The sequence below is a fragment of the Streptomyces sp. NPDC104313 genome (genome assembly GCF_055583985.1).
This window is the reverse complement of record NZ_JBVJMW010000003.1, coordinates 72,675-98,697: the sequence shown is the minus strand read 5'-3', so window position 1 is coordinate 98,697 and position 26,023 is coordinate 72,675. Positions and strand designations below refer to the sequence as shown.

28 protein-coding genes are annotated in these 26,023 nt (G+C 69.2%); 18 read left to right on the top strand and 10 right to left on the bottom strand.

Annotated features, from left to right (window positions below):
* Window positions 1-30: 30 nt before the first annotated feature.
* Window positions 31-1,617 carry a protein kinase domain-containing protein gene (locus ACZ60Q_RS07490; protein ID WP_469629800.1) on the top strand — a complete coding sequence of 529 codons (1,587 nt, stop codon included), beginning with the start codon at window positions 31-33 and terminating at the stop codon, window positions 1,615-1,617.
* 79 nt (window positions 1,618-1,696) lie between these two features.
* Here the strand turns inward: ACZ60Q_RS07490 and ACZ60Q_RS07485 are convergent, their stop codons facing one another.
* The 3 genes from ACZ60Q_RS07485 to ACZ60Q_RS07475 form a co-directional block, all read right to left on the bottom strand.
* Window positions 1,697-2,728, bottom strand: a complete 1,032-nt coding sequence (locus ACZ60Q_RS07485; RefSeq protein ID WP_469631228.1) for a phosphotransferase — start codon at window positions 2,726-2,728, stop codon at window positions 1,697-1,699.
* 185 nt (window positions 2,729-2,913) lie between these two features.
* Window positions 2,914-3,405, bottom strand: a complete 492-nt coding sequence (locus ACZ60Q_RS07480) for a pyridoxamine 5'-phosphate oxidase family protein (RefSeq protein ID WP_469629798.1) — start codon at window positions 3,403-3,405, stop codon at window positions 2,914-2,916.
* Between the two features lie 92 nt (window positions 3,406-3,497).
* Window positions 3,498-4,154 (bottom strand): response regulator, encoded by a 657-nt coding sequence (locus ACZ60Q_RS07475; protein ID WP_469629795.1) that lies wholly within the window; start codon window positions 4,152-4,154, stop codon window positions 3,498-3,500.
* Between the two features lie 348 nt (window positions 4,155-4,502).
* Here ACZ60Q_RS07475 and pdhA point away from each other — a divergent pair, with 348 nt between their 5' ends.
* Genes pdhA through ACZ60Q_RS07460 form a run of 3 tightly spaced genes read left to right on the top strand, consistent with a single transcriptional unit; the run spans window position 4,503 to window position 8,118 of the window.
* Window positions 4,503-5,663 (top strand): pyruvate dehydrogenase (acetyl-transferring) E1 component subunit alpha, encoded by a 1,161-nt coding sequence (gene pdhA, locus ACZ60Q_RS07470; RefSeq protein WP_469629793.1) that lies wholly within the window; start codon window positions 4,503-4,505, stop codon window positions 5,661-5,663.
* Between the two features lie 2 nt (window positions 5,664-5,665).
* Window positions 5,666-6,646: an alpha-ketoacid dehydrogenase subunit beta gene (locus ACZ60Q_RS07465; protein ID WP_469629790.1), complete on the top strand. Its 981-nt coding sequence runs from the start codon at window positions 5,666-5,668 to the stop codon at window positions 6,644-6,646.
* Window positions 6,647-6,657: 11 nt separating this feature from the next.
* Window positions 6,658-8,118: a dihydrolipoamide acetyltransferase family protein gene (locus ACZ60Q_RS07460; protein WP_469629787.1), complete on the top strand. Its 1,461-nt coding sequence runs from the start codon at window positions 6,658-6,660 to the stop codon at window positions 8,116-8,118.
* A gap of 59 nt (window positions 8,119-8,177) precedes the next feature.
* Here the strand turns inward: ACZ60Q_RS07460 and ACZ60Q_RS07455 are convergent, their stop codons facing one another.
* Window positions 8,178-8,606, bottom strand: coding sequence for an ATP-binding protein (locus ACZ60Q_RS07455; RefSeq protein ID WP_469629784.1), 429 nt, complete (start codon window positions 8,604-8,606; stop codon window positions 8,178-8,180).
* Between the two features lie 245 nt (window positions 8,607-8,851).
* Here ACZ60Q_RS07455 and ACZ60Q_RS07450 point away from each other — a divergent pair, with 245 nt between their 5' ends.
* Together ACZ60Q_RS07450 and ACZ60Q_RS07445 are read left to right on the top strand one after the other, a co-directional pair.
* Window positions 8,852-9,730, top strand: coding sequence for a helix-turn-helix domain-containing protein (locus ACZ60Q_RS07450; protein ID WP_469629781.1), 879 nt, complete (start codon window positions 8,852-8,854; stop codon window positions 9,728-9,730).
* Between the two features lie 2 nt (window positions 9,731-9,732).
* Window positions 9,733-9,915 carry a DUF397 domain-containing protein gene (locus ACZ60Q_RS07445; RefSeq protein ID WP_469629779.1) on the top strand — a complete coding sequence of 61 codons (183 nt, stop codon included), beginning with the start codon at window positions 9,733-9,735 and terminating at the stop codon, window positions 9,913-9,915.
* A 77-nt stretch (window positions 9,916-9,992) separates the two neighbouring features.
* On the opposite strand, the gene ACZ60Q_RS07440 is transcribed toward ACZ60Q_RS07445, so the two are convergent.
* From ACZ60Q_RS07440 to ACZ60Q_RS07430, 3 genes are all read right to left on the bottom strand, one after another.
* Entirely contained in the window at window positions 9,993-10,892 is a 900-nt protein-coding gene (locus tag ACZ60Q_RS07440) for a D-alanyl-D-alanine carboxypeptidase family protein (RefSeq protein ID WP_469629776.1), read from the bottom strand.
* A 150-nt stretch (window positions 10,893-11,042) separates the two neighbouring features.
* Window positions 11,043-11,516: a hypothetical protein gene (locus ACZ60Q_RS07435; protein WP_469629773.1), complete on the bottom strand. Its 474-nt coding sequence runs from the start codon at window positions 11,514-11,516 to the stop codon at window positions 11,043-11,045.
* 3 nt (window positions 11,517-11,519) lie between these two features.
* Window positions 11,520-12,902, bottom strand: coding sequence for an AAA family ATPase (locus tag ACZ60Q_RS07430; RefSeq protein ID WP_469629770.1), 1,383 nt, complete (start codon window positions 12,900-12,902; stop codon window positions 11,520-11,522).
* A gap of 28 nt (window positions 12,903-12,930) precedes the next feature.
* Here ACZ60Q_RS07430 and ACZ60Q_RS07425 point away from each other — a divergent pair, with 28 nt between their 5' ends.
* Together ACZ60Q_RS07425 and ACZ60Q_RS07420 are read left to right on the top strand one after the other, a co-directional pair.
* Window positions 12,931-13,614, top strand: a complete 684-nt coding sequence (locus ACZ60Q_RS07425) for a GntR family transcriptional regulator (RefSeq protein ID WP_469629767.1) — start codon at window positions 12,931-12,933, stop codon at window positions 13,612-13,614.
* Window positions 13,611-14,921, top strand: a complete 1,311-nt coding sequence (locus ACZ60Q_RS07420; RefSeq protein WP_469629764.1) for an MFS transporter — start codon at window positions 13,611-13,613, stop codon at window positions 14,919-14,921. The genes ACZ60Q_RS07425 and ACZ60Q_RS07420 overlap by 4 nt, the downstream gene beginning before the upstream one ends.
* 75 nt (window positions 14,922-14,996) lie before the next feature.
* Here the strand turns inward: ACZ60Q_RS07420 and ACZ60Q_RS07415 are convergent, their stop codons facing one another.
* Entirely contained in the window at window positions 14,997-15,821 is an 825-nt protein-coding gene (locus ACZ60Q_RS07415; RefSeq protein ID WP_469629761.1) for a maleylpyruvate isomerase family mycothiol-dependent enzyme, read from the bottom strand.
* 190 nt (window positions 15,822-16,011) lie between these two features.
* On the opposite strand from ACZ60Q_RS07415, the gene ACZ60Q_RS07410 reads away from it, so the two are divergent.
* The gene (locus tag ACZ60Q_RS07410) at window positions 16,012-16,803 is read left to right on the top strand and encodes a carbon-nitrogen family hydrolase (RefSeq protein ID WP_469629759.1); all 792 of its coding nucleotides are present in this window, start codon (window positions 16,012-16,014) and stop codon (window positions 16,801-16,803) included.
* Window positions 16,804-16,852: 49 nt separating this feature from the next.
* Here ACZ60Q_RS07410 and ACZ60Q_RS07405 read toward each other — a convergent pair whose 3' ends face one another.
* Window positions 16,853-17,344: an LURP-one-related/scramblase family protein gene (locus ACZ60Q_RS07405; protein ID WP_469629756.1), complete on the bottom strand. Its 492-nt coding sequence runs from the start codon at window positions 17,342-17,344 to the stop codon at window positions 16,853-16,855.
* A 441-nt stretch (window positions 17,345-17,785) separates the two neighbouring features.
* On the opposite strand from ACZ60Q_RS07405, the gene ACZ60Q_RS07400 reads away from it, so the two are divergent.
* From ACZ60Q_RS07400 to ACZ60Q_RS07360, 9 genes are all read left to right on the top strand, one after another.
* The gene (locus tag ACZ60Q_RS07400) at window positions 17,786-18,595 is read left to right on the top strand and encodes an ABC transporter ATP-binding protein (protein WP_469631225.1); all 810 of its coding nucleotides are present in this window, start codon (window positions 17,786-17,788) and stop codon (window positions 18,593-18,595) included.
* Window positions 18,592-19,353, top strand: coding sequence for an ABC transporter permease (locus ACZ60Q_RS07395; RefSeq protein ID WP_469629753.1), 762 nt, complete (start codon window positions 18,592-18,594; stop codon window positions 19,351-19,353). Before ACZ60Q_RS07400 ends, ACZ60Q_RS07395 begins: the two co-directional genes overlap by 4 nt.
* Before the next feature lie 15 nt (window positions 19,354-19,368).
* Window positions 19,369-20,163, top strand: coding sequence for a MerR family transcriptional regulator (locus ACZ60Q_RS07390; RefSeq protein WP_469629750.1), 795 nt, complete (start codon window positions 19,369-19,371; stop codon window positions 20,161-20,163).
* A gap of 261 nt (window positions 20,164-20,424) precedes the next feature.
* On the top strand, window positions 20,425-21,129 hold the full coding sequence (locus ACZ60Q_RS07385) for a recombinase zinc ribbon domain-containing protein (protein ID WP_469629747.1): 705 nt from the start codon (window positions 20,425-20,427) through the stop codon (window positions 21,127-21,129).
* Window positions 21,130-21,609: 480 nt separating this feature from the next.
* Window positions 21,610-21,882 (top strand): hypothetical protein, encoded by a 273-nt coding sequence (locus ACZ60Q_RS07380; RefSeq protein WP_469631222.1) that lies wholly within the window; start codon window positions 21,610-21,612, stop codon window positions 21,880-21,882.
* A complete protein-coding gene (locus tag ACZ60Q_RS07375) occupies window positions 21,863-22,381 on the top strand; it encodes a DUF6879 family protein (protein WP_469629745.1) in 519 nt (172 codons plus the stop codon). The genes ACZ60Q_RS07380 and ACZ60Q_RS07375 overlap by 20 nt, the downstream gene beginning before the upstream one ends.
* Before the next feature lie 12 nt (window positions 22,382-22,393).
* Window positions 22,394-23,242: a helix-turn-helix domain-containing protein gene (locus ACZ60Q_RS07370; protein WP_469629742.1), complete on the top strand. Its 849-nt coding sequence runs from the start codon at window positions 22,394-22,396 to the stop codon at window positions 23,240-23,242.
* Window positions 23,243-23,528: 286 nt separating this feature from the next.
* On the top strand, window positions 23,529-23,759 hold the full coding sequence (locus ACZ60Q_RS07365; RefSeq protein ID WP_469629740.1) for a DUF7848 domain-containing protein: 231 nt from the start codon (window positions 23,529-23,531) through the stop codon (window positions 23,757-23,759).
* 57 nt (window positions 23,760-23,816) lie between these two features.
* Window positions 23,817-25,673, top strand: a complete 1,857-nt coding sequence (locus ACZ60Q_RS07360; RefSeq protein WP_469629738.1) for an NHL domain-containing thioredoxin family protein — start codon at window positions 23,817-23,819, stop codon at window positions 25,671-25,673.
* 98 nt (window positions 25,674-25,771) lie between these two features.
* On the opposite strand, the gene ACZ60Q_RS07355 is transcribed toward ACZ60Q_RS07360, so the two are convergent.
* Window positions 25,772-25,993 carry a DUF6458 family protein gene (locus ACZ60Q_RS07355; RefSeq protein ID WP_469629735.1) on the bottom strand — a complete coding sequence of 74 codons (222 nt, stop codon included), beginning with the start codon at window positions 25,991-25,993 and terminating at the stop codon, window positions 25,772-25,774.
* Between the last annotated feature and the right edge of the window lie 30 nt (window positions 25,994-26,023).

The window sequence follows — 26,023 nt, the reverse complement described above, 5'->3', positions numbered from 1 at the left end:
ACGCGCGGACAGATACGACGGCGAGGACTGATGGCACCCGATTCCGAAGCAGACGGCGGCGGAGTTTCGGATGGCTCCGACGCCTGGGGTATCGGCGGCGTGGTCGGTGACGGACGTTACCGGATGACCTACCGGCTCGGCCGGGGCGGCATGGCAGAGGTCTACGCGGCGGAGGACGTCCGGCTCGGACGCACGGTCGCGGTGAAACTGCTCCGTTCCGACCTGGCCGAGGACCCGGTCTCCAAGGCGCGCTTCACCCGCGAGGCACAGTCCGTCGCGGGACTCAACCACCACGCGATCGTCGCCGTGTACGACTCCGGCGAGGACGTCGTGGGCGGCCAGACCGTTCCGTACATCGTGATGGAGCTGGTCGAGGGCCGCACCATCCGCGATCTGCTCCTGACCGCGGAGGCCCCGCCTCCCGAGCAGGCGCTGATCATCGTCTCGGGGGTGCTCGAAGCCCTCGCCTACTCGCACCAGCACGGGATCGTGCACCGCGATATCAAGCCCGCCAACGTGATCATCACGGAGTCCGGCGCGGTCAAGGTGATGGACTTCGGCATCGCCCGCGCGCTGCACGGCGCGCAGTCGACGATGACCCAGACCGGCATGGTCATGGGCACTCCGCAGTACCTCTCCCCCGAGCAGGCGCTCGGCAAGGCCGTCGACCACCGGTCCGACCTGTACGCCACCGGCTGCCTGCTCTACGAACTGCTGGCGCTGCGGCCCCCGTTCACCGGCGAGACCCCGCTCTCGGTGGTCTACCAGCACGTCCAGGACATTCCGGTGCCGCCGTCCGAGGTCTCGGACGTGGTGCCGCCGGAGCTGGACGGGATGGCGATGCGCGCGCTGGCGAAGGACCCGGACGACCGGTTCCAGAGCGCCGAGGAGATGCGCGGGCTCGTCCAGTACAGCCTGCAGATGCTCCACGTCCAGGGCGGCCACACGGGCACCTGGAACACCGGCCCGGTCGCGCTGCACGAGGGAGGCCATACCCCGCCGCACGGGATGTCCGGCTCCACCCGCGCGATGGGCCACCCGACGCACGGGGACACCTCGCAGGGGCCGATCCTGCCGCCGTACAACCCGGACGACGGCGGCTACGACGGCGGCGGCCGGCGGCGCTCCGGCGGGCGCGGCAAGATGTGGCTCTTCGTGCTGCTCGCGCTGATCGCGATCGGCACCGGGGTCGCCTTCGCCCTCAACGCCGCGAAGGACAACGGCGGGGAGAAGGACCCGGTCACCCCGTCCACCTCGGTCAGCCAGACGGAGGAGAAGCCCTCCGAGGAGCCGTCCGAGGAGGAGGAGACCGAGGAGCCGGACGACCCGGACACCTCCACCGGCGATCACACGCAGCCCGATCCGCCGCCGTGGACCCCGGACCCGACCCCGAGCAAGCCCTCGTTCACCCCGTCCCCGACCCCGACCGACACGGATGCCGGGGCGTCGGACGGCAACACCAACGAGGGCGGCAGCGGCGAGCCCACCGGTGAGCCCACCAACCCGACCACCGACCCCGGCACCCCGGGCGGAGCAGGTGACGACGGCGGGGCCGGCGACGACGGGGGTACGGGCACCACGCCCGGCGATACGTCGCTCGGTGCCACGACGGGATAACGCTCCACCGCACCACTCCTTGAGCCCGGCGTGCGCCCTCGTGGCGCGCGCCGGGCTCACGTGGTCCCCTGCCACCGCTTCACTCGGTGAAGGCCGCGCACACCGCCTCGTACTCCCGCGTCCACCACACCGCCAGGGCCGACACCGCGGGGAACTGCGGGTCGGCCCTGCGGTCGTCGAGGCGGTAGCGCCAGCGGAGTATCCAGAAGTCGTTGAGCCGCTCCCACCACACCCGGTGCACGGCGGCCGCCAGCTCCGCGGCCCCGGCCCCGGCGGCCCGCCGGTACGCGCGGGCGTACGCCCGTACCTTCGCGAGGTCCAGTTGCCCGGCCGGGCGGACGAAGAAGATCGCCGCCGCCCGGACCGCCTCCTCGGCGCGCGGCTGTACGGCCAGCCGGTCCCAGTCCACGATCGCGACCGGGTCGGCGCCCCGGTAGAGCAGGTTCAGCGGGTGGAAGTCCCCGTGCACCCAGCCGGTGGCGGGTCCGTCCGGGGCGGGCGGGCGGCGGTGGGCGTGCTGTTCGAGCAGGGTGCGGCGCTCCACGAGCCGGTGCACGGCGAGTTCGTCGAAGGCGTCGCGGGGGGCGTCCCGGCTGCCCTGCCCGCGCGCGGCGGCCAGCAGGTCGTCGATCAGCGCGAAGGTGTCGGCGGCGTCCGGGCTGCGGTGCCCCGGCCGGGCGGGCGGGCTCGCCGGATGCGAGCCGTCGCGCGGTGCCATCACCTGTTCCAGGCCGGTGTGGACGGTCCCCAGGAGCGCACCGAGCCGACGCGACTGGGAGAGGGTCAGCTGGGATCCGACCCGGTGGAGGCCGTCGACCCAGGGGTGCAGGGCGTAGCACCGTTCGCCGATCACGGTGACGGTGTCGCCCCGGGTGTCCGTCAGGGGCGGGACGACGGGAACACCGAGCGACTGCAGGCGCTGGGTGGCGCGGTGCTGGCGCACGATCGCGGCGCGTTCGCCGCTGGGGTCGTCCAGGTGCTTCTTGTCGAGATGGTGCTTGAGGAAGTAGGAGCCGCTCGTGGTGGAGAGGCGGTATCCGTGGTTCAGCAGGCCCTTGGTGATCGGCTCGCAGGCGAGCGGCTCGCCCACGTTCGAGTAATGGCGCAGCACCTTGCCGACCGGGGGAACAGGTGGACGAGTGACATATGAGCGCGGCACTTACCAGATGTTAGATCACTCTGTGTGGCCGTTCGGCGGACTTGCGGTCGCGCCCGCAGGTGCGCTAGGGGCAGGCGGCAGTTTGACGGCAGGCCCTGGCCGGGGGGCTGTCGCAGGCCTGCCGGCGCCTCGACGCCTCAGAAGTTCAGCGTGTGTTCCGTGACGAAGTGGGGATCGACCCGGAGGTAGGCCGGCGCGAAGGGCTCCCCGTTGACGGAGACGGGCGCGGCGCCGAACAGCCGCTCCTGCTCGGGGCAGGGGTGCACGATCTCGGCGGGACCGGTGAACTGCACCGACCACAGGTCGCCGCCGTCGCCGGAGGCCGTGTCGTTGTAGTTGTCCGCGCCGTACGCGACGACACTCCCGTCGCACGCCTCGTGGTGGCCGAAGCCGCTGTGCATCCGCAACAGGATGCGGCCGTCGCACACGATGTGCCGGGCCACCGTCAGGAACGGCAGGGCCCGCATGCTGGTCGCGAGGCGGCCGTAAGGGACGCGGCGGAGCAGTTCGATGGGCTCGGCTCTTCCGACCGGCTCGGCCCGCTCGATCGTGCCGGTCGCGGGGAGTCCGGCCGTGCCGGTCGCGGCCCGCCGGATCGTCCCGGTCGCGGGGAGTTCGTCGAAGGACATGGATTCCACTGTCCCCCGGCCGTAGGGGCCGCGTAAGAGTCGCCTGCCCCGGGTGGCCCGGGACCAAAGTCCCCCTGCGGCGTGGCGTTGGCTCAGCGGCGCTCGGCCTGGAGCCGTGCGACGTACGCGGCGGCCTGCGAGCGGCGCTCCATGCCCAGCTTGGACAGCAGGCTGGAGACGTAGTTCTTGATGGTCTTCTCGGCGAGGTGCAGGCGCTCCCCGATGACCCGGTTGGTCAGGCCCTCGCCGATCAGGTTCAGGATCTTGCGTTCCTGCTCGGTGAGGCCCGCGAGCTTGTCGTCGCCCCTGCCGCCGCCGTCGCGCAGCCGCTCCAGCACCCGGGCGGTGGCCACCGGGTCGAGCAGGGATTTTCCGGCCGCCACGTCCCGTACGGCGTTCAGCAGTTCATTGCCGCGGATCGCCTTGAGCACATATCCCGAGGCGCCCGCCATGATCGCGTCGAAAAGCGCCTCGTCATCGGCGTACGAGGTGAGCATCAGGCATTTGATGTTCTCGTCCTGGGAGCGGACCTCCCGGCAGACCTCCACCCCGCTGCCGTCCGGCAGCCGTACGTCGAGCACCGCCACGTCGGGGCGCGTCGCCGGGATCCGCACCAGGGCGTCCGCGGCCGTACCGGCCTCGCCGACCACCTCGATGTCCGCCTCGACGGAGAGCAGCTCATGGACGCCACGCCGGACGACCTCGTGATCATCGAGCAGAAATACCGTGATTTTTCCATCTTCGCGCACGATCGCAGTCTCACATACTCGCCTGCCTTCCGCTCTTCCCTGGCGCTGATTCGCGGGATAGCGTGCCGTTGTTCCGGCGGCCTGCAAAGCTGTTTCCAGTGCCCTGACCAGCAGAGCTTCGCGATTTTTTCGATTTACTTGGAAATCCAAGCAAAATCGCAGGTCAGATAGGGTTTCGCAGTTATGCGAAGCACTGGGTAACGTGCCTATGACAGGGCGCTCGCCGGGGCACCTGTCACGCCTGATCCCGGCCGGCCGGCACCCACCCCGTGCGCGGTCGCCGGATTCAGGCGAGCCGCACTGGTTCCCGGCAGACCCCGGGGGCCGGACCGACGGAGGAGCACGCACGTGACCGTGGAGAGCAGTGCCGCCGCGCGTAAACCGCGACGCGCCAGTAAGCGGACCAGCGCCGCGAAGAAGCCGCAGAGTTCCGAGCCCCAGCTCGTACAGCTGCTGACGCCCGAGGGCGAGCGCGTCGAGCACCCGGACTACAGCATCGACCTGAGCGCCGACGAGCTGCGCGGTCTGTACCGGGACATGGTTCTCACCCGCCGCTTCGACGCCGAGGCGACCGCCCTCCAGCGCCAGGGCGAGCTGGGCCTGTGGGCCTCGCTGCTCGGCCAGGAGGCCGCCCAGATCGGCAGTGGCCGGGCCCTGCGCGACGACGACTACGTCTTCCCGACCTACCGGGAGCACGGGGTCGCCTGGTGCCGCGGCGTCGACCCGACCAATCTGCTGGGGATGTTCCGCGGGGTGAACCACGGCGGCTGGGACCCGAACAGCAACAACTTCCACCTGTACACGATCGTCATCGGCTCGCAGACGCTGCACGCCACCGGCTACGCCATGGGCGTCGCCAAGGACGGCGCGGACTCCGCCGTGATCGCGTATTTCGGTGACGGTGCCTCCAGCCAGGGCGATGTCGCCGAGTCGTTCACCTTCTCCGCGGTCTACAACGCCCCGGTCGTCTTCTTCTGCCAGAACAACCAGTGGGCCATCTCCGAGCCCACCGAGCGCCAGACCCGGGTGCCGCTCTACCAGCGTGCCCAGGGCTACGGCTTCCCCGGCGTCCGGGTCGACGGCAACGACGTCCTCGCCTGCCTCGCCGTCACCCGCTCCGCGCTGGAGCGCGCGCGCCGGGGCGAGGGCCCGACCCTCGTCGAGGCCTTCACCTACCGGATGGGCGCCCACACCACCTCCGACGACCCGACGAAGTACCGGGCCGACGAGGAGCGGGCCGCTTGGGAGGCCAAGGACCCGATCCTGCGGCTGCGTGCGTACCTGGAGAAGGAGAATTTCGCGGACGACGCCTACTTCACCGCCCTGGACGAGGAGAGCGAGACCCTCGGCAAGCGGGTGCGGGAGACGGTGCGCGCGATGCCCGACCCGGACCCGATGGCCCTGTTCGATCACGGCTACGCCGACGGCAACTCCCTCGTGGACGAGGAGCGCGCCCAGTTCGCCGCCTACCAGGCATCGTTCGCCGACTCTGCCGAGGAGGGCAAGTAGCCATGGCCGTGGAAAAGATGTCCATCGCGAAAGCGCTCAACGAGTCGCTCCGCCTCGCCCTCGACAACGACCCCAAGGTCCTCATCATGGGTGAGGACGTCGGCAAACTCGGCGGCGTCTTCCGCATCACCGACGGACTCCAGAAGGACTTCGGCGAGGACCGGGTGATCGACACCCCGCTCGCCGAGTCCGGCATCGTCGGCACGGCGATCGGCCTGGCCCTGCGCGGCTACCGACCGATCGTCGAGATCCAGTTCGACGGCTTCGTCTTCCCCGCGTACGACCAGATCGTCACGCAGCTCGCCAAGATGCACGCCCGTGCGCTCGGCAAGATCAAACTGCCGGTCGTCGTGCGCATCCCGTACGGCGGCGGCATCGGCGCGGTCGAGCACCACAGTGAGTCCCCCGAGGCGCTCTTCGCGCACGTCGCGGGGTTGAAGGTGGTCTCGCCGTCCAACGCGAGCGACGCGTACTGGATGATGCAGCAGGCCGTCCGGAGCGACGACCCGATCATCTTCTTCGAGCCCAAGCGGCGTTACTGGGACAAGGGCGAGGTCGACACCGGGTCCGTCCCCGGCCCACTGCACAAGGCCGTGACCGTCCGTGAGGGCAGCGACCTGACGCTCGTCGCGTACGGGCCCATGGTGAAGGTCTGCGTGGAAGCGGCCGAGGCCGCCCAGGAGGAGGGCAAGTCGATCGAGGTCCTGGACCTGCGCTCGATGTCCCCGATCGACTTCGACGCCATCCAGACCTCGGCCGAGAAGACCGGCCGGGTCGTGGTCGTCCACGAGGCGCCCGTCTTCTACGGCTCCGGCGCGGAGATCGCCGCCAGGATCACCGAGCGCTGCTTCTACCACCTCGAAGCGCCCGTGCTGCGGGTCGGCGGCTACCACGTCCCCTACCCGCCGGCCCGGCTGGAGGACGAGTATCTGCCCGGTCTGGACCGGGTGCTCGACGCCGTCGACCGCTCGCTGGCGTTCTGAGGAGAGGGTTCGTGACGACGATGACCGAAACGTCTGCTCGTTTCCGTGAGTTCAAGATGCCCGACGTGGGTGAAGGACTGACCGAGGCCGAGATTCTCAAGTGGTTCGTCCAGCCCGGCGACACCGTCACCGACGGCCAGGTCGTGTGCGAGGTCGAGACCGCGAAGGCGGCCGTCGAGCTGCCGATCCCGTTCGACGGGGTGGTGCACGAGCTGCGCTTCCCCGAGGGCACGACCGTCGACGTCGGCCAGGTGATCATCGCGATCGACGTGGCCCCGGGCAGCGGCGACGTGCCTGCTCCGGCACCGGCCGCCGAGCCGGTCCAGGAGGCCGCGGCGGCCGCCGGTTCGACTGACGGTGACGCGCCGAAGGGCCGCACGCCGGTCCTGGTGGGTTACGGGGTCGCCGAGTCCTCCACCAAGCGCCGCCCGCGCAAGGGGTCCTCGGCCGCTCCGGAGGCCGCCGCCGTCGCGGCGGCGGTGCAGGCCGAGCTGAACGGGCACGCGGCGCCGGCTGCTCCCGCTCCTGCTCCCGTGGTGCCGGATCAGGCCGGTGCGCCGGACGGAGGCCGTCCGTTGGCCAAGCCGCCGGTCCGCAAGCTCGCCAAGGACCTGGGCATCGACCTGGCGACGGTGATGCCGACCGGCAAGGACGGCATCATCACCCGCGAGGACGTCCACGCGGCGGCTCCGGCCGCGGTTCCTGTGGCTGCCGGGGCCCTGTCTCCGGCGGCCCCCGAGGCCCCGGCAGCCGCCGTGGTCTCCGACTCCGCCCGCGAGACCCGGATCCCGGTCAAGGGTGTTCGCAAGGCCATCGCGCAGGCGATGGTGGGCAGCGCGTTCACCGCTCCGCACGTCACCGAGTTCGTCACGGTCGACGTGACGCGCACGATGAGGCTCGTGGCCGAGCTGAAGGAGGAAAAGGAGATGGCGGGGGTGCGGGTCAACCCGCTCCTGATCATCGCCAAGGCCCTCCTCGTCGCGATCAGGCGCAACCCCGAGGTCAACGCCGCCTGGGACGAGGCCAACCAGGAGATCGTGCGGAAGCACTACGTGAACCTGGGCATCGCGGCGGCCACCCCGCGCGGTCTCATCGTGCCGAACATCAAGGACGCGCACGACAAGACGCTGCCGCAGCTCGCGGCGGCCCTGGGCGAGCTGGTCACCACGGCCCGGGACGGCAAGACCTCCCCGGCGGCGATGGCGGGCGGCACGGTGACCATCACCAACGTCGGCGTCTTCGGCATCGACACCGGTACGCCGATCCTCAACCCGGGCGAGTCCGCGATCCTCGCGGTCGGCGCGATCAAGCTCCAGCCGTGGGTCCACAAGGGCAAGGTGAAGCCGCGTCAGGTCACCACGCTGGCCCTGTCGTTCGACCACCGCCTGGTCGACGGCGAGCTGGGCTCCAAGGTGCTGGCCGATGTGGCGGCGATCCTGGAGCAGCCGAAGCGCCTGATCACCTGGGCGTAGGTGCTTTTCCCGGTGGGCCCGTACGTTGCGGCGTACGGGCCCACCGGCATGTCCGGCCCTCACCGCACGGCGAGTTCGGCGAACACGGTCTTCCCCACCGTGCGCGGCTCGACGCCCCAGTCGTCGGCGAGCTGCGCGACGATCAGGAGCCCGCGCCCGTAGCAGTCGTCGGCGTCGGGCCTCCGGACGCTGGGCAGCCGCTCCCCGCGCGGATCGCTGACCGCGATACGGAGTGCGCTCGCGGTGAGGCTGAGGTGGACCCGGAAGAGCCGGCCCCGGATCGCCCCGTGCAGCAGGGCGTTGGTCGCCAACTCGCTGACCAGGAGCGCCGCGTCCCCGGCGAGGGAGGGATGCCCCCACTGGAGGACGAGCCGGGCGGCGCGGTGCCGGCTGAGGACGACGCTGTGCGCGGTGGGCGTGTAGTCGACGCGGTCCTCGCGGAGGACGGGGCCGGGGGTGGGGGATGGGATCGCCTGGGCTGCGGTCATGGGCGCGTGCCTCCGGGGTGGGGTGGGCGGTGGCGATGTCGCTGCTGCGGTGGGCCGGGCCCGTGAGTCTTCGGTCCCGGCGCAGGGCAGGGCGGTGCACTTCCGCCGAGTTGGTTCCGCTGTGCGAGCGGCGGAACACCGACGGTATTGACCCTTCAGGAGTCGGTGCAAGTGAAACGGAGACAATTGTCCCCAACGAGTGACGGCAGTCGACGGCTCGTCCCGGGAAGCGGGACACTGGAGCCGTGAATCCAGCGACACCGCAAGGGAACCGGTCGTCAACTGTCCTTGGGCGCAGGCTCGGTAGCGAGCTGCTGCGCCTGCGGGACGCGTCCGGGAAGACACAGCAGCAGGCCGCCCAGGTCATCAGCGCGACCAACTCGAAGATCGTGAAGATGGAACGGGGCTGGGTGCCCATGAGGGACCCGGACATCCGCACGCTCTGCGAGTTCTACGGTCTGGAGGATGCGAAGTCCGTCGGGCGGCTGTTGGAAGTCGCCCGGGTGGACCGGGAGCGCCGCAAGGCGAAGGGCTGGTGGAATCAGTACCCGGAGCTGCGTTCGCTGGTCGAGTACGTTGCGCTTGAGGACATCGCGAGAGGCGTGCGGACCTGGCAGGGGGCCTTCGTTCCAGGGCTGCTCCAGACGCCGGACTACGCCAGGGCGCTCGCAGTCGGGAACGCGGACTGGGACGACCCGGACGAGATCGAGCGTTTCGTCGAAGCGAAGATCGCACGGCAGGCACGTCTCTCGGACAGCACTCCGCTGGTGTTGTGGGCGATTGTCGCCGAGGCGGCTCTGCGCCAGCTGGTCGGTGGTCGCGAAGTGATGCGGGCTCAATTGGCTCACTTGGCCGACGCCGCCGCCGAGCCAAATGTCACGGTGCAGGTTGTCCCGTTCCTCGCGGGCTCGCACCCGGGCATGACCAGCGCTTTCAGCATTGTCTCGTTCGCGGAACCCGGTGCGATGGACGTGGTCTACATGGACACGACGTCGTCTACGCTGTGGCTGGAGAGTGAGACGGATGCCGCCCGCCACAACGTCACCTTCGGTCGCATTGCCAGAAGTGGACTCGCTCCCCGCGATTCCATCGCTCTCATAGGGCGTATTCGCAAGGAGTTGTAGCTGTGCCCCACTTCGAATTCGTCAAGTCCAGCTACAGCAGCGGCAACGGCGAGTGCGTCGAAGTGGCCCGCAACATCCCCCGTACTGTCGCCGTCCGCGACTCCAAGCGCCTCGGCGGCCCCGTCCTCACCCTCGCGCCCGCCGCGTGGGACGCCTTTACGGCCGACCTGCGCCGGCAGCCGTAGCCGTACGTACGCCGAAGGGGCCCGGGCCCGCACGATGTGTGCGGGCCCGGGCCCCTTCGCCGTACAACGCGTGCGGGCTACTTCTTGAACCCGTAGTCCATCAGCTTCTTCGCGTCGGCGGTGCGGTTCGCCTCGGAGGACGACGTGAGCACCGTGCCGATGACCGTCTTGCCCTTACGGGTCGCGGCGAAGACCAGGCAGTACTTGGCGGTCGGGCCGGAGCCGGTCTTGACGCCGATGTCGCCGCTGTAGCTGCTGAGCAGCTTGTTGGTGTTGCTCCACGACATGTTGCGGTAGCCACCGCTCTTCGTGGTCACCTTCTGCTTCGTCGACTTGGTCTTGACGATCGAGCGGAACGTGGAGTTCTTCATCGCCTTGCTGGCGATCTTCGTCAGGTCACGGGGCGTCGAGTAGTTGTTGCCGCCCCCTATGCCGTCGAACGAGTCGAAACGGGTGTTCTTCAGCTTGAGGCTCTTCGCCGTGGAGTTCATCTTGCCGATGAACGACTTCACACGGGCCGCACGGGTCTTGCCGGAGCCGAACTTGTCGGCCAGGGCGTACGCGGCGTCGCAGCCGGAGGGGAGCATCAGGCCGTAGAGGAGCTGGCCCACGGTGGGCTTGTCGCCGACGATCAGCCGGGCGGACGAGGCGTTCTTCGAGACGATGTAGTCGCTGTACGCCTTCTTGACCGTGACCTTGGACTTCAGGTTCACGTTCTTCTGCGACAGGACCACCAGCGCCGTCATGATCTTGGTGGTGGAGCCGGTGGAACGTCGGGTGTCCGCGGACTTGGTGAAGAGGGTCTTCCCGGTGCCGTTGTTCATCACGAAGCCGCCCTTGGCGACGATCTTCGGGGTCGGCGGCGCGGCGGCCTGCGCGGTGGAGGCGAAGGCGCTGCCCGCGAGCACCGCACCGGCGGTGAGGGTCACGGTGGCCGTGACGGTGGTGCGATTGATGCGCTTGATGCCGATTTTCAACTGAACGCTCCAAATGCCCCTGATATGCGGCCACATAAGGGTGCCGCTCGGAGGTGAGACTCCTGAGGGCGGGCAATGGATGTGTTGCTGATGGGGTGAATTTGCGCAGCCTTGACCGTGGCGGTCAGGGCGGCGCCGTAAGCGGTTCGCTCAGGCGTAGGAGGAGAGGAGTTCGTCGAGCGTCCAGATCGTGGCCCGTACCCCGGACGTACGTGCGAGATAGCGGTCCCGCTCAATGAGGATGTTGAGATCGCCGCAGCCGAGTCTGTTGCAGGCGTGCTCGATCAGGCTGCTTCCCGTACGGCCGCCGTCCACAAGGGCTCGCAGGTGGGCCGCGTCCCATTCGACCTCGTTGAGTGCCCAGGGCGCCTTGCCCTCGATGACCGTGGTCAGGACTGCGGAAAGCCGTTCCGCGCAGGACCGGCGGGCCCGTCCGTCGGACACCTGGGCGATGTGGTTGCCCGTTTCGATGATCGCGGTGACCGGCAGCAGGAGATCCGTGTTCCGGCGATCACGTCTTCTCTTCAGTTCGTCGATCACCTGCTTGCGGTCCTGGCACTTGCCGGGGACCTCCAGCAGATTGCGCAGGATCGACGTGTCGACGAACTCCACCCCCCTCGCCATGCTTCATCCGATCCCGAGGAGCCGGTCGAATTCCGCGTAGTCCCGTTCGCCGCGTTCCTCCCGCACCAGCCGGCCATGGGTCACCACGTCGCCCAGCGGGCCCGACCCCATCGCCGTGGCGTAGCCCTCCAGCTCGGTCAGCCGGGTCAGGAGGCTGGTGCCGGTGGCCCGGTCCCTTGAGCAGACGATGACGCCTTGGTGATCGTCACCGCTGAGGGCGGAGAGCAGGGCCGGGCTGTGGGTGGTGATGAGGACTCGGGTCGCGTTCTCCGTCGCCGCTCCACGGACGAGCCGTAGGACTTCCGCCGCTTGAGAGGGATGCAGCCCGTTCTCCAGCTCCTCGATCACCAGCGTCAGCGATCGACGGAAGTCGCTCTCCGGCGCGGGCCCGAGATCGAGTCCGCCGCCACCGGTCAGCAGCGAAGTCGTGATCGCGAGAAACCTGAGCATTCCGTCGCTCATCTCGCGGGCGGGGGTGAGCCCCAGCGGCCCCTCGTCGAGCGCGAGCATGACGTCCCCGAGCTCCGACCTGGTGACGACCAGCCGTTCGATGTCGTGATCGGCCAAGCCTCGGAGGAGGCCGACGAGGCTCTCGAAGATCTCCTCGTCGTGCCGTTCGATGTCGCCGATCGCAGCGGAGAGGTTCTCTGCTGTTCTGCGGAGACGGGAGTCGCGCGCCGGTACGTACTGGCGCATCAGGTGCGGGACCGGATCGAGGTGGAAAGCCCCCGTGAGGGCGGTCAGCAGTGCTTCGGCAGCCCAGACCGTGTCGATCTCTCCACCGCTGTCACCGGGCACGCGCTGCGGGAGCTGGGAGGTCAGCAGCCGATTGCCGCGGAAGAGAGCTCTCGGGTTTCGCCCCGGCTTGCCGTTGTGCCAGGAGGCTTCGATGTCGGGTCGCTGGACGTGGAGTTCGCCGCTGGAGAGAAGCGTCTTGGTGCCGTTCGAGGTCGGGCCGGTGAGCCGTTCCTCGATGATCCGCACGCCCGGATCCACCGTGATCGTCACGTCGAACCCGATGGGGCCGTACTCCGTGCTGACCGTGCAACCCAGTGCGAACCGGTCCGAGCCGTGCGGCACGCACCCGTTCAACCCGCCTCGCACCGGCCCGCCCGCGCTGCGCCGGCTCTCCAGTGCCTCGCTGATGTCGTCCCCGTGTGCCAGCCGGGAGAGGACCTCCAGCCCGTCCAGCGCGTTCGACTTGCCGCTGCTGTTGCGCCCGATGAGAACGGTGAGAGGTGCCAGCGGGAGCACCGCGCCGTTGAAGCTCTTGAACGCGGTGAGACGTACCTCTTCGATGGCGTGACCTGTCACCCGCTCAACGTAACGCAAGGGCCCCGGCGCAGACAGCTGGACGCCGTCCAGAATCCGGACGTAGCTCCTCATGCGTACATGTTGTATCTATGCTGTGCGCATGCCTGCCGCACCCTCCGCCCCCGTACAGCCGCCGACCTCCTCCCTGAAGCGCCCGCCCGCCGCCGAGCGCGTCTACACGCACATCAAGGAAGCCGTCCTGGACCGCCGTTACGAGGGCGGGACGCTGCTCACCGAAGGGGACCTGGCGGACGCGGTCGGCGTCTCCCGGACGCCGGTGCGCGAGGCGCTGCTGCGGCTGGAGGTCGAGGGGCTGATCAAGCTCTACCCGAAGAAGGGCGCCCTCGTGCTCGCCGTCTCCGCGCAGGAGATCAAGGACGTGGTGGAGACCCGGCTGCTGGTCGAGGAGTTCGCCGCGCGCAAGGCGGTACCCGCCTCCGCGCGGTTGATCGCCCGGCTGGAACAGCTCCTGAAGGAGCAGCGGCAGTTGGCGGAGGACGGCGATCTGGCGGAGGTGGCGGTGAAGGACCGCTGCTTCCATGCCGAGATCGTGAAGAACGCCGGCAACGAGATCCTCTCGCGCCTCTACGACCAGCTGCGCGACCGTCAGCTGCGGATGGGCGTCGCCGTGATGGAGGCCCACCCGGGAAGGATCGAGGCCAACATCATCGAGCACGGTGAGCTGCTGGAGGCGATCCGGGCCGGGGACGCCGAGGGAGCGGCCCTGGTCGTGCGCCGCCATGTCGGCCGGGTGCGGGTGCTGGTGCGGGGTGAGGACCGGTGAGTTCGGCCGCCGCGCCCACCCTGTCGCTGCCCGGTGACCCGCCCGGCGGCAGGAGTGCCGCCTGGGTCTGGGGCATCGGCGTCGCCGTCTACTTCGTCGCGATCATCTTCCGTACGAGCCTGGGCGTCGCCGGACTCGACGCCGCCGACCGGTTCGACGTCAACGCCTCCGCGCTGTCCACGTTCTCGATCCTCCAACTGCTCGTCTACGCGGGCATGCAGATACCCGTCGGCCTGATGGTCGACCGGCTCGGCACCAAGAAGGTCCTCACCATCGGGGCCGTCCTGTTCACCGTCGGGCAGCTCGGCTTCGCGCTCTCCCCCTCGTACGGCATGGCGCTGGCGGCCCGCGCGCTGCTCGGCTGCGGCGACGCGATGACGTTCATCAGCGTGCTGAGGCTCGGCAGCCGCTGGTTCCCGGCCCGGCGCGGGCCGCTGATCGGCCAGGTCGCGGCGCTGTTCGGGATGGCGGGCAACCTCGTCTCGACGCTGTTCATCGCCCGGGCGCTGCACAGCTACGGCTGGACCGCGACGTTCGTCGGCAGCTCGCTGGCCGGTGTCGTGGTGCTGGTGCCGCTCGTGCTGTTCCTCAAGGACCACCCCGAGGGCCACGAGCCGCCGCCCGCCGAGCACGCCGGAGCCGTGTACGTCCGCCGGCAGATCGCCGCCGCCTGGCGGGAGCCCGGGACCCGGCTCGGGATGTGGGTGCACTTCACCACCCAGTTCCCGGCGATGGTGTTCCTGCTGCTGTGGGGGATGCCGTTCCTGGTCGGGGCGCAGGGGCTGAGCCGGGCGACGGCGGGCACGCTGCTCACCCTGGTGGTGCTGTCCAACATGGTGGTGGGGCTCGTCTACGGGCAGATCATCGCCCGCCACCACGAGGCACGGGTCCCGATCGCGCTGGGCACGGTGGCGACGACGGCCCTGTTCTGGGCCTCCGCGATCCTCTACCCGGCCGACCACACGCCGATGTGGCTGCTGGTCGTCCTGTGCGTGGTACTCGGCGCCTGCGGACCGGCCTCGATGGTCGGCTTCGACTTCGCCCGGCCGGCCAATCCCCCCGAGCGTCAGGGCACCGCCTCGGGAATCGTCAACATGGGCGGTTTCGTCGCCTCGATGACCACCCTGTTCGCCGTCGGGGTTCTGCTGGACGCCACGGGCGACAACTACCGCATCGCGTTCGCCTCGGTCTTCGTCCTGGAGGCGCTCGGTATCACCCAGATCCTGCGGCTGCGCCGCCGGGCGGCGCTCAGGGAACGCGATCACCACGTGGTGAGCCGCGTCGAGGCCGTGCACGTACCGGTCTAGCCGTTCCGTACGCGCTCGGCGGCGCGCCCGTCGCCCATGGTCCGGGACGGGCGCCGCCGGGGTGCGGGGACGGTGCTACGGGGTCACGGCGAAGTTGTCCAGGATCGCGGTGGCCAGCTCCTGGTCGCCCTCGACCTTGACCCGGTCGGCGACGGCCGTGTGGCGGACCCGGCCGCAGGCGAGCCGGACGTACGTCTCCCAGTCCAGCGACAGTGTCACGGCGGGGCCGAGCGAGGGCGCGCCGTCCACCGAACCGCGGCCCTCCGCGTCGACCCGTACCGTCCGCAGGAACTCCACCGGGCCGTGCACGTCGAAGACGACCGCCGAATTCGCGGGCGCGCCCGCACCCTTGGCCACCACCTTCGGCAGCCCGGAGAGCAGCATGTCCCGGGCGATCAGGGCGCCGGGGGAGTCCAGGTTGCCGGGCTGCCCGAGCGTGGCGCGCAGGTCCTGCTCGTGCACCCAGAGGTCGAAGGCCCGCAGGTTCAGCGCTGTTTCGAGGGTCTGCTCGGTGCCCAGCGGCGCGCGGACCCTGGTCTCGGGGCTGCGCGACTCGTTGCGGATCTGGCGGGCCCGGCGGATGAGGACGTACTCCAGCTCGGAGGTGATCTCCGGGGCGGTGTGGTGCCGCCGGACGTCGACCTGCATCTCCATGTAGCGGGCGAAGTCGCTCTGTACGTGGTACAGATCGCGCGGCAGCGTGTGGATCGGCCGGGGGTCGCCGAGCATCTCGCACTCCACGCCGATGACGTGCGACACGACGTCGCGCACCGACCATCCCGGGCAGGGCGTACGGCGGTTCCACTCTCCCTCGGCGAGGGGCTTCACCAGCTCGGCTATCGCCTCGATGGAGTGGGTCGCGGCGTCGGTGTAGGGCTGGAGGCTGGGATGGACGGTCACGGGACCCCTCGTGCGGTTCTGCGGTGCATGGGCAGGAGTGCCGGCGGGAGGGCCGACACCGACGGCGCTGTCGGCGAGCTGCGTGGGAGGTTCGACCGCTAAGTTACGCTGCGAGCAGGCACCCCGGCAGTGCTTTCGTGTGACGATCGTAGGCCCGTGTTGACGGCTCGAATGCCAGGACGGTGGTAGTGTGCGCGCCTCCCTCATCCAGATCGCAGTGGAACCGGACGAATCCATCGATGCCCGCAGGGTGCGAGCTGCCTCGTTGGTGGTCGCCCAGCGGGGCGCTGACCTGGTGGTTCTCCCTGAACTATGGCCGGTCGGGGCATTCGCCTACACCGCCTTCGAGGCGGAGGCGGAGCCGCTGGAGGGCCCCACGCACGAGGTGATGGCGAAGGCCGCCGCCGAGGCCGGGACCTGGCTGCACGCCGGATCCTTCGTCGAACGGGCGGACGACGGCACCCTGTACAACACCAGCCTGGTCTTCTCGCCCCAGGGCGAGCGCACAGCTGTCTACCGCAAGATCCACCGCTTCGGCTTCGACCGGGGCGAGGCGGTGATGATGGGCGCCGGCGAGGAGTTGGTGACCGTCGCGCTGCCGGACACCACCCTGGGCCTCGCCACCTGTTACGACCTGCGCTTCCCCGAGCAGTTCCGGGGGCTCGTCGACGCGGGCGCCGAGACGCTGGTTATCGCGGCGGGCTGGCCCGAGCGCCGCCGCTCCCACTGGACGCTCCTGACGCAGGCCCGTGCCGTGGAGAACCAGGCGTACGTGCTCGCCGTCGGGACGGCGGGCACCCACGGTGACGTCCAGCAGGCCGGGCACAGCATCGTCGTCGACCCGTGGGGTGAGGTGCTGGCCCAGGCGGGCGCGGACGAGGAGGTCCTGACCGTCGAACTGGACCCGGCGAAGGTGCGCGCGACCCGGGAGCAGTTCCCGGCGCTGAAGGACCGCCGGCTGGGGCTCGCGCCGCCGCTCTGAAGGCCCCCCGTGCGGGGTGGGCGCTCAGGCCCTCTGCGCGGGCAGGCGCTCAGCCCCCGTTCTCCTTGTCCGCCAGCACGATCACGCACATGGCCACCGCGATGAGCAGCGCGATGTCGGTGTCGTCCCGGACGACGTCGATGCCGTACGTGTCCCGGATGGTCAGCAGGCGGCGCGAGATCCGGGCCAGCAGCTCGCCGTCGTACTCGATGGCGAACTCGCGGTCCAGGATCCTGCCGCTGACGTCCAGCTCCGTGCCGTCCACCAGCGTCACCCGGTAGTGGTTGCGGAGCAGCGAAAGCCGCTTGCGCTTGACCTTGGCGAGCTCCTCGCCGCCCCGCTCGATGAGCATCGTGTCGCGCAGGCTGATCAGCTTCTGCCGCAGTTCGACCAGGACCCGGCCGTCCGCGTCCTTCAGCTCGAAGGTGTCGCGCAGCCGCATCGCCTTGCCGTCGACCAGGAAGACCTTGCGGCCCCCGTCGTCCTCGATCCAGTAGTCGTCGCCGATGGCGAACAGCCGCTCACGTACGAGAAGTCTCATGGGGCACAGGTTCCCCCGGGGCCCGGCGGAATGCGCGCAGGCGGTCACGGTGTCGACCGGTGCCATGGCTGTGCTGGTCGTGTGCAAGCTCGACCGTGGGTTGGATGCGCAGCCGCTGGGTGTGGTGCATAGGCAGTTCGCTCACCTCGCCCGGTCCACGAATCGGAGCCCCGTGCTCTCGTCCGAGACCGTTTCTGGCCGGTGAGTGGCAGGAACCGACGCGTGACTGGTTCACCGACAGCTATGAGTACGGCGGGCTCGCGGCCTACGGAGCTCGGGGCAAGCAGTCCGTCGTCGCTGCGATGTGTCTGACCGACCGGTGATCTGGATGCCGTGATCGGAACAGGCTTGACCTTGACGCAGGGTCAACCCTCCATTCTTCCGGGAGGAGCTTCCGCGCAATCGCCTGGAACTGCTTCGCGAAGGAGGAAAAGAATGACCATGACAGCCCAACCGATCGCCGGTCCGGCGATTCGCGTGCAAGGTCTCAAGAAGTCGTACGGGAAGCTCGAAGTGCTGCGCGGTGTGGACTTCGACGTGGCGCCGGGCAGTATCTTCGCCCTGCTCGGTTCCAACGGGGCGGGCAAGACCACGACCGTGAGGATTCTCGCCACGCTCCTGAAAGCCGACGCGGGGGTGGCGAGCGTCAAGGGCTTCGAGGTTGCCACGCAACCGGCGAGCGTGCGTGAGTCCATCAGTCTTACCGGACAGTTCGCCGCCGTCGACGAGATCCTCAGCGGTCGGGAGAACCTCCGCCTCGTCGCCAGGCTGCGCCACGCCAAGGACCCCGGCGCCATCGCGGATGACCTGCTCAGGCGTTTTTCGCTGAGCGAGGCGGGCGAGCGGAGAGTGTCCACGTATTCGGGTGGGATGCGCCGCCGACTGGACATCGCGATGAGCCTCGTCGGTAATTCGCCGGTGATCTTCCTGGACGAGCCGACGGCCGGTCTCGACCCCGAGGCGCGCATCGAGGTGTGGGACGCGGTGAAGGAGCTGGCCGGCCACGGAACGACGGTGCTGCTCACCACGCAGTATCTGGACGAGGCCGAGCAACTGGCGGACCGGATCGCGATCCTTCACCAGGGGCGGATCATCGTGAACGGCACCCTCGCCGAGCTCAAACAGCTCTTCCCGCCCGCCAAAGTCGAATACGTCGAGAAGCAGCCGACTCTCGAGGAGATCTTCCTCGCAGTCATCGGCGGCGGCGACAAGAGCGACGCCACTGGCACGACAACCGGGGGACGAGGATGACCGGGTACTTCCTTAACGACACTGCCGCGCTGACAGGGCGGACTCTGCGCCATGTCACCCGCAGCATGGACACCATCATCACGACCGCCATCACGCCGGTCGCCATGATGCTGATGTTCGTCTACGTGTTCGGCGGCGCCATAGATACCGGGTCGGTCTCGTATGTGAACTACATGCTGCCCGGCATCCTGCTCATGACCATCGCGTCGGGCATCTCCTACACCGCGTACCGGCTGTTCACCGATGTGAAGAGCGGGATCTTCGAACGATTCCAGTCCATGCCGATCGCTCGGTCGGGTGTGCTGTGGGCCCACGTCGTCACCTCTCTGGTCGCCAACCTGATCGCGCTCGTGCTCGTGATGGGCGTCGCTGTGCTCATGGGCTTCCGCTCAGGGGCAGGAGTGTCGGCATGGCTCGCGGTCACCGGCATCCTGTTCCTGTTCACCCTGGCGCTGACCTGGCTCGCCGTGATCCCCGGGCTCTCCGCGTCGTCGGTCGAGGGAGCGGGCGCGTTCGCCTACCCGCTCATCTTCCTGCCGTTTGTCAGTTCGGCGTTCGTGCCCACGAAGACGATGCCCGGCCCGGTGCGCTGGTTCGCCGAACATCAGCCGGTGACGTCGATCGTCAACACGATCCGCGACCTGTTCGCCCAGCAGCCGGTCGGCGACGACATCTGGACCGCCCTCGCGTGGTGCGTCGGCATCCTCGTCGTGGCGTACGTCTTCGCGATGGCCGCCTACCGCCGGAAGATCGCCTGAGGCAGGCTGAGACCCATGCTCACCATCAGCCAGCTCGCGGCGTACGCCGGGGTGACAGTGCGGGCGGTGCGTCACTACCACCGGATCGGGTTGCTGCCGGAGCCCGAGCGCGACCGGTCCGGATACCGGACCTACGACGCCGCCGCGGTCGTGCGACTGATCCGGATCCGCACCCTCGCTGACGCCGGCGTGCCGCTGGCCCGGGTGCAGGAACTCCTCACCGCCGGCCCGGAGGAGTTCGTCGGCGGCGCCCAGGAGATCGACAAGGCCCTGCGCGCCGAGATCCGGCGGCTGCAGGACACTCGCAGCCGGCTCGCCAGGCTCGCCGCAGGAGAGCACCTGGCGCTTCCGCAGAGCGTTGTGGACTACCTCGACCGGCTGCGTGGTCTCGGCGTCGAGGAGCGGTACATCGAGATGGAGCGGGACGCCTGGATCATGATCGCCGCCCAGGTGCCGCACTCGATCGACTCCGTGATCGCCAAGAAGCACGAGGAGCTGGACGACCCCGACATGGTGAAGCTCTACAGCCTTCTCGGCGGGGCACTCGACTGGACGGCCGGCGATCCGCGGATCGCCGAGGTCGCCGACATCATGGAGCGCTTGATGGTTCGCGCTGTGGAGGCCGGCGACGTGGGTGCCGACGACGGCATCGACGATCAGTTCGTCGACCTGCTGGACTCGACCATGGCCGAGTCCTCACCGCACGCCGCGCGGCTGTTGGCGATCCTGGAGGAGCGGGGCTGGAGGGGTTGGACCCGCATCGAGCGAGTGCCTGCCCAGGGACTCAACACCGAGCTGCCGCCATCGTGAAGGCAGGTCAGGGTCCTGGAGCGAAGCTATTCGGGGGTGCACATGCCGGCCGGGGCAGGCCGGCTGCCTCCGCCTCGGCGAGGAACAGGGCCGGCGCGGTGGGGGTGGGCAGCGTGGATGTGCTTCATGGCAGTGGTGATCGAGATTCCGAAGACACGGACGAGGTGGACGGGATCTTCGGTCTCACCTGCTGCGGGACGTCCCGAAGTGGGAAACGTACGAGATCCCCCCGCGTCTCGGCGACGGCTGGAGGATCGCCTCATGAGCGAGCCCAGGACGTATCCCAGCGCGCCGGTGGAACGGCGGCCGAAGCCCGAGGGGACGGCTCTGCTCACAGGACTCGTCTACTGCGCGGTACCCGGCTGTGGTCGCCGGATGCACCGGGTGGGAGGCAGCTACCAGTGCATGGCTCGCCGCGCGGGCAACCAGTGCATCGGAGCGTCAGCGCTGGCTGATGCGGTTGACCAGTACGTGACGGAACAGTTCCTCACGAAGCTCCCAGCGCTCGAACCGGACGACCCGTTGCTTGTCGCGATCGCAGACCGCTGGGTCCACCGCGTGGACCCGGAGACCTTCGCGAAACGTGATGCGCTTACTGCTGAGATCCAGGATGAGGAAGCCCGCCTCGCCGATCTGGAGGACGCGCGATACGTGCGCGGTGAGTTCAGTGGCCCCGCAGCTGTGGAGCGCTACAACCGGCTTGCAGAGCGTCTGAGGGGGCGCATCGAAGGGCTTGGCGCCGATCTTCGCAAGCTCCCCATGCCGTTTGTGGACGTGTCGCCGATGCTTGACGGCCTCATCCTGCGTGAGGCGTGGGCTGAGGCCACGAACGAAGACCGGCGCGGCCGGTTGTCACTCGCGATAGACCGGGTCGAAGTGACGAAGGGAGTGCGCGGACAGCGGATCATCCCTGAGCAACGCATCCAGATCCATTGGGCGAAGCTGGGTACCGACAGCGTCATCTGAGCGCCGGCGTAACCCCTCCAGCTGTCGGCAGCGGGCACGCGTGACGAAGTGACGAAGTGACGCTCTCTCTCCGTTACCTCTTATAGAAGTGTTGTTGTTTCTATGAGTGGATCAGAACTAATCGTCATTCCGTCACTTCGTCACCGGGATGTCCAAAGTTCAGGCGCGGCCCTCACTGCGCCCCCGGCCCCAGCTCGGAAAATGCGCCCTGGTTGCGGCTCCGTTTTTGGACTGCCGACGCTTGCGGCCACGGGGAAACGGCCTCTTTGAGACCCTGGGAACGCCCCCGTTAAAGGGGGCATAGGTTGTGCGAAGGGTTGCTGGAGCCTCCGGTGGCTGCCCGTGCTGGGTGGCTTTCGGGGGCTTCGTCGTACCCGCGCCGTGAACCAACAAGCTTGTCCTGACGCCCTCTTGCGCTGGTCAGCCACAGGGGTGAGGCTCGTGCACGTTGGTGCAACCGACTCGACACCTGGAGTGATCGTGAACCTAAGGTTCCTCGGCATCATCCCGAACACGCCGACCGACGAGTCCCCGACCATCTGGCTCGATGAAGAGACCGGTGACCTGCTGATCCAGTCGTACAAGGCGACGGTGGAAGAGGTGAAGGCTTGCCAGGAGATCGGCTCGGTCCCCGGGCATTCCACGGACGTGCCGGACCACGAAACGATCATCAGGCTTCCCGCGGTGATGCTGAAGTACATCCCACGCCCAGACGAGAATGGAGAAGCCGGAAGTGCAGCCACCCGCGCGTAACGCACTGTCCCGCGCACAGCAGTCGGCCGTGCATCTTGAGTTGCGTGACAGCTACATGCTCGATGACCCGGAGTTCCTTGCCTGGCAGCAGGGCGAACGGCTGGACCCGGCTGATCGGTCGTCGTGGTGGGGCGGCTGGCACGACGCGGTGAGTGCTGCCACGGCGCGCGGAGTGGTGGTTCGCCGGGTCCGCATCGTGTCCGAGCCGATCAGTGACTACGTGCGCTATGAGTACGACTGCACCTTCACCAATCTCGCTGCGGGTGAGATGGTCCGGTGGCTGCCCCGCCGGCAGACGACGGACTTGGCGTTGCCAGGTACGGACTTCTGGGTCTTCGACGGCAGCCAATCCCTCTTCCACCACTTCACCGGAGAGGGCCAGTTGGACGAGGACGGGCGGGAGTACACCGACGATCCTGCGCGGGTCCAGCTGTGCACCACGGCGTTCGAGGCCGTCTGGCAACGAGCCATCCCGCACGAGGAGTACAAGCCGCGCTGACCGATCACCACCATGGCTGTCTCTCCCTCTTCGAGTGCCCAGCAGGCCCGGCAGGCGCTGGCGAACCGACTCGCTGAGCTCTGCCGGGACTCCGGCCTGAACGGGCGCGATCTCGCCCGGCTCTGCGGATGGCACCCGTCCAAGTCATCCCGGATCATGAACGCCCGTACGCCTCCGTCCGCCGACGACATCCGGGCTTGGTGCCACGCGTGCGGGGCCGAAGGGCAGACGGACGACCTGATCGCCTCGCTGCGGACCGTCGAAGACATGTGGATCGGCTGGCGACGCATGGAGCGCGCTGGGCTCAGGCACGCCCAGGAAGCCCGTCTGCCGCTCTTCGAACGAACCCGCCGGTTCCGCTCCTACTCCTCGTGGTTCGTTCCGGGCCTGATCCAGACCTACGGCTACACGGAAGCCGTCTTGCGTGCCGTGCAGCGGAGACGGGTCGAGGTCGATGACGTGGCCGATGCCGTCGCCGTGCGCATGGAGCGTCAGCGCGTCCTCTACGAGGGTGACCGCCGGTTCGCGTTCCTGGTTGAGGAGTCGGTCTTGCGTAACGGTCTCGGCGGGCCGGACGTGCAGGAGGAGCAGCTCAGCCACCTGCTTACGGTCGGCTCCCTGCCCAGCGTCAGCCTGGGCGTGGTGCCCACGCGGACCGATCGGTCCCGGATGCCGGTGGAAGGCTTCTGGATCTTCGACACGGCACAGGTCAACGTCGAGCTGGTCTCCGGCTACCTCACGCTGACCCAGCCGAGCGAGGTTGCCGCGTACGCGGACACATTCACGGAACTGGCCGAGATGGCGGTCTATGGGGCGAAGGCCCGCGCGCTGATCACCAGCGCCATTCAGGCCCTCAGGTGACAACCGTGCAACCTCATGCAATCTTCTGGGAGTTGCGGCTTCACTGTTCCTAGCGTGGTCGCTACACGGACGACAAGAGGAGCGGGGCCGTGAAGACGATCACGTATGCGCAACCCCCGGTAGAGCTGCCGTTGCGAACAGCCCCGTACCCCGTACCGGCGGCCGACTGCGGCGTATGCGCTGCCCTGGCCGTACAGCGCCGGGAAGCCCGTCACCGGGGCGACCACTCCACGGTCAGCGATCGCAACGTGGAGCTTCGGAACCACCCGCACCCTGGGGAATCGGCATGACCGTGAGGGCCGTGCTCCGGTACGTCAGCTACGTCATGCACCGCCACCCCTCGGCGGAGACGACGGCCACGGCGCGGTGCCTGAACCCGGACTGCCAGTGGACTGCCGCGCCGACCGGGATCGCGGACGTGTGTACCGACATGTGCATCGAGCACACGGGCCGGACCGGTCACATGACCTTTCTGCGGGAGTTCTCGGAAGTCGCTGTGGTGGAGCGCATGCCCTGAGCAGGCGGTTCGCACCGGCGTGATCCTGCGTTCACGGGCGGATGGCAAGCTTGAAGGATGAACGATGCTGCTCCGGCGCCCACTCCCGCGCCCGCACCCCGCAAGCGTGCCCGTGTCCGTGCCCCCGAGCTGATCGGCAAGGGCGGCTGGCTGAACACCGGCGGCAATGAGCTCACCCTCGCCGACCTGCGAGGTAAGTGCGTTGTTGTGGATTTCTGGACGTTCTGCTGTGTGAACTGTCTGCATGTCCTGGACGAGCTGCGCGAGCTGGAGGAGAAGCACCGCGACACCGTGGTGATCATCGGTGTCCACTCGCCGAAGTTCGTCCACGAGGCCGAGCACCGGGCCGTCGTCGACGCCGTCGAGCGCTACGGGGTCCACCACCCCGTCCTCGACGACCCCGAGCTGGCCACCTGGAAGCAGTACGCCGTACGCGCCTGGCCGACGCTCGTCGTGATCGACCCCGAGGGATACGTCGTCGCCCAGCACGCGGGCGAGGGCCATGCGCACGCCATCGAGAAGCTCGTCGAGGAGCTGGAGGACGAGCACGGGGCGAAGGGCACGCTCCGCCGCGGCGACGGCCCCTACGTGGCGCCCGAGCCCGTCGCCACACATCTGCGCTTCCCCGGCAAGGCACTGCTCCTGCCGGACGGGGGCCTCCTGGTCTCCGACACCACCCGGCACCGTCTGGTCGAGCTGGACGCCGACGGCGAGACCGTACGCCGTCACTTCGGCACGGGCGAGCGCGGCCTGAACGACGGCGGCCCGGATGAGGCCCGGTTCAGCGAACCGCAGGGGCTCGCCGTGCTCCCGGACGGCCGGATCGCCGTCGCGGACACCGTCAACCACGCCATCCGTGCCCTGGACCTCACGACCGGCGTGACCAGCACCCTCGCCGGGACCGGCCGCCAGTGGTGGCAGGGGACCCCGACCAGCGGTCCGGCGCGCGAGGTGGACCTCTCCTCGCCGTGGGACGTCGCCTGGTTCGGCGACCGGTTGTGGATCGCCATGGCGGGCGTGCACCAGCTGTGGACGTACGACCCGCAGGGCGCGACCGTACGCGTCGCCGCCGGGACCACCAACGAGGGCCGCCTCGACGGGCCGGCCGCCGAGGCCTGGTTCGCCCAGCCGTCCGGGCTCGCCGTCTCCGCCGACGGGGAGCGGCTCTGGGTCGCCGACTCGGAGACCTCCTCGCTGCGCTGGGTCGACCGCGCCGAGCACGTCCGCACCGCCGTCGGCACCGGTCTCTTCGACTTCGGCCACCGCGACGGGGCAGCCTCCCAGGCGCTCCTCCAGCACCCGCTCGGCGTGACCGCGCTGCCCGACGGGTCGGTCGCGATCAGCGACACGTACAACCACGCCCTGCGCCGGTACGATCCGGTCTCCGGCGAGGTCACCACGCTGGTCACCGATGTCCGCGAGCCCAGCGACGCGGTGCTGGTCGACGGCGATCTGATCGTCGTCGAGTCGGCCCGCCACCGGCTGACCCGGCTCCGGCTGCCGGAGGAGGCGGTCCGGGTCGCCGACCAGGCGCACCGCACCCGGCGGGCCGCCACCGAGATCGCCCCGGGCGCCCTCCGCCTCGACGTCGTCTTCCAGGCGCCGGCGGGCCAGAAGCTGGACACGCGCTACGGCCCCTCGACCCGGCTGCTGGTCTCCGCGACCCCTCCGGAGCTGCTGGCGGAGGGCTCCGGCGCGGGCACGGACCTCGGGCGCGACCTGGTCCTCGCGGACGGGGTCACCGAGGGTGTGCTGCACGTCTCCGCGATGGCGGCGTCCTGCGACGACGACCCGGCCAATGAGTACCCGGCCTGCCATGTGCACCAACAGGACTGGGGCGTCCCCGTCCGCGTGACCGCGCAGGGAACGCCCCGGCTGCCGCTGGTGCTGGCGGGCATGGACGAGCAGAGCTGAGAGGGCGGAGGAGGTCCGACAGCCGGACCGCTCGGCCACGCGGACCCCTCGTCGCGCGCACTGTCAGCGGTAGCGCGGACCGGCCGTCGCGCGGTCCGTCAGCGGTAGCGGTGCTCGTCGTCCGCGACGACGGTGGTGGTGGGCGGCACGATCATACGGCGACGCCGCGCGATGCTCATGTAGACGAAGACCCCCACCAGGCCGACGAGCATCATGATCCAGCCGACCAGGTCGACGTTGACGGTGTCCATCTGCCAGTCCGTGGCGAACGCCAGGATCGCGCCCCCACCGATCAGGAGAATGCATCCTCCGAGTCCCATGAATCCCGCCTCCTCGACCGCCCGGTGAGT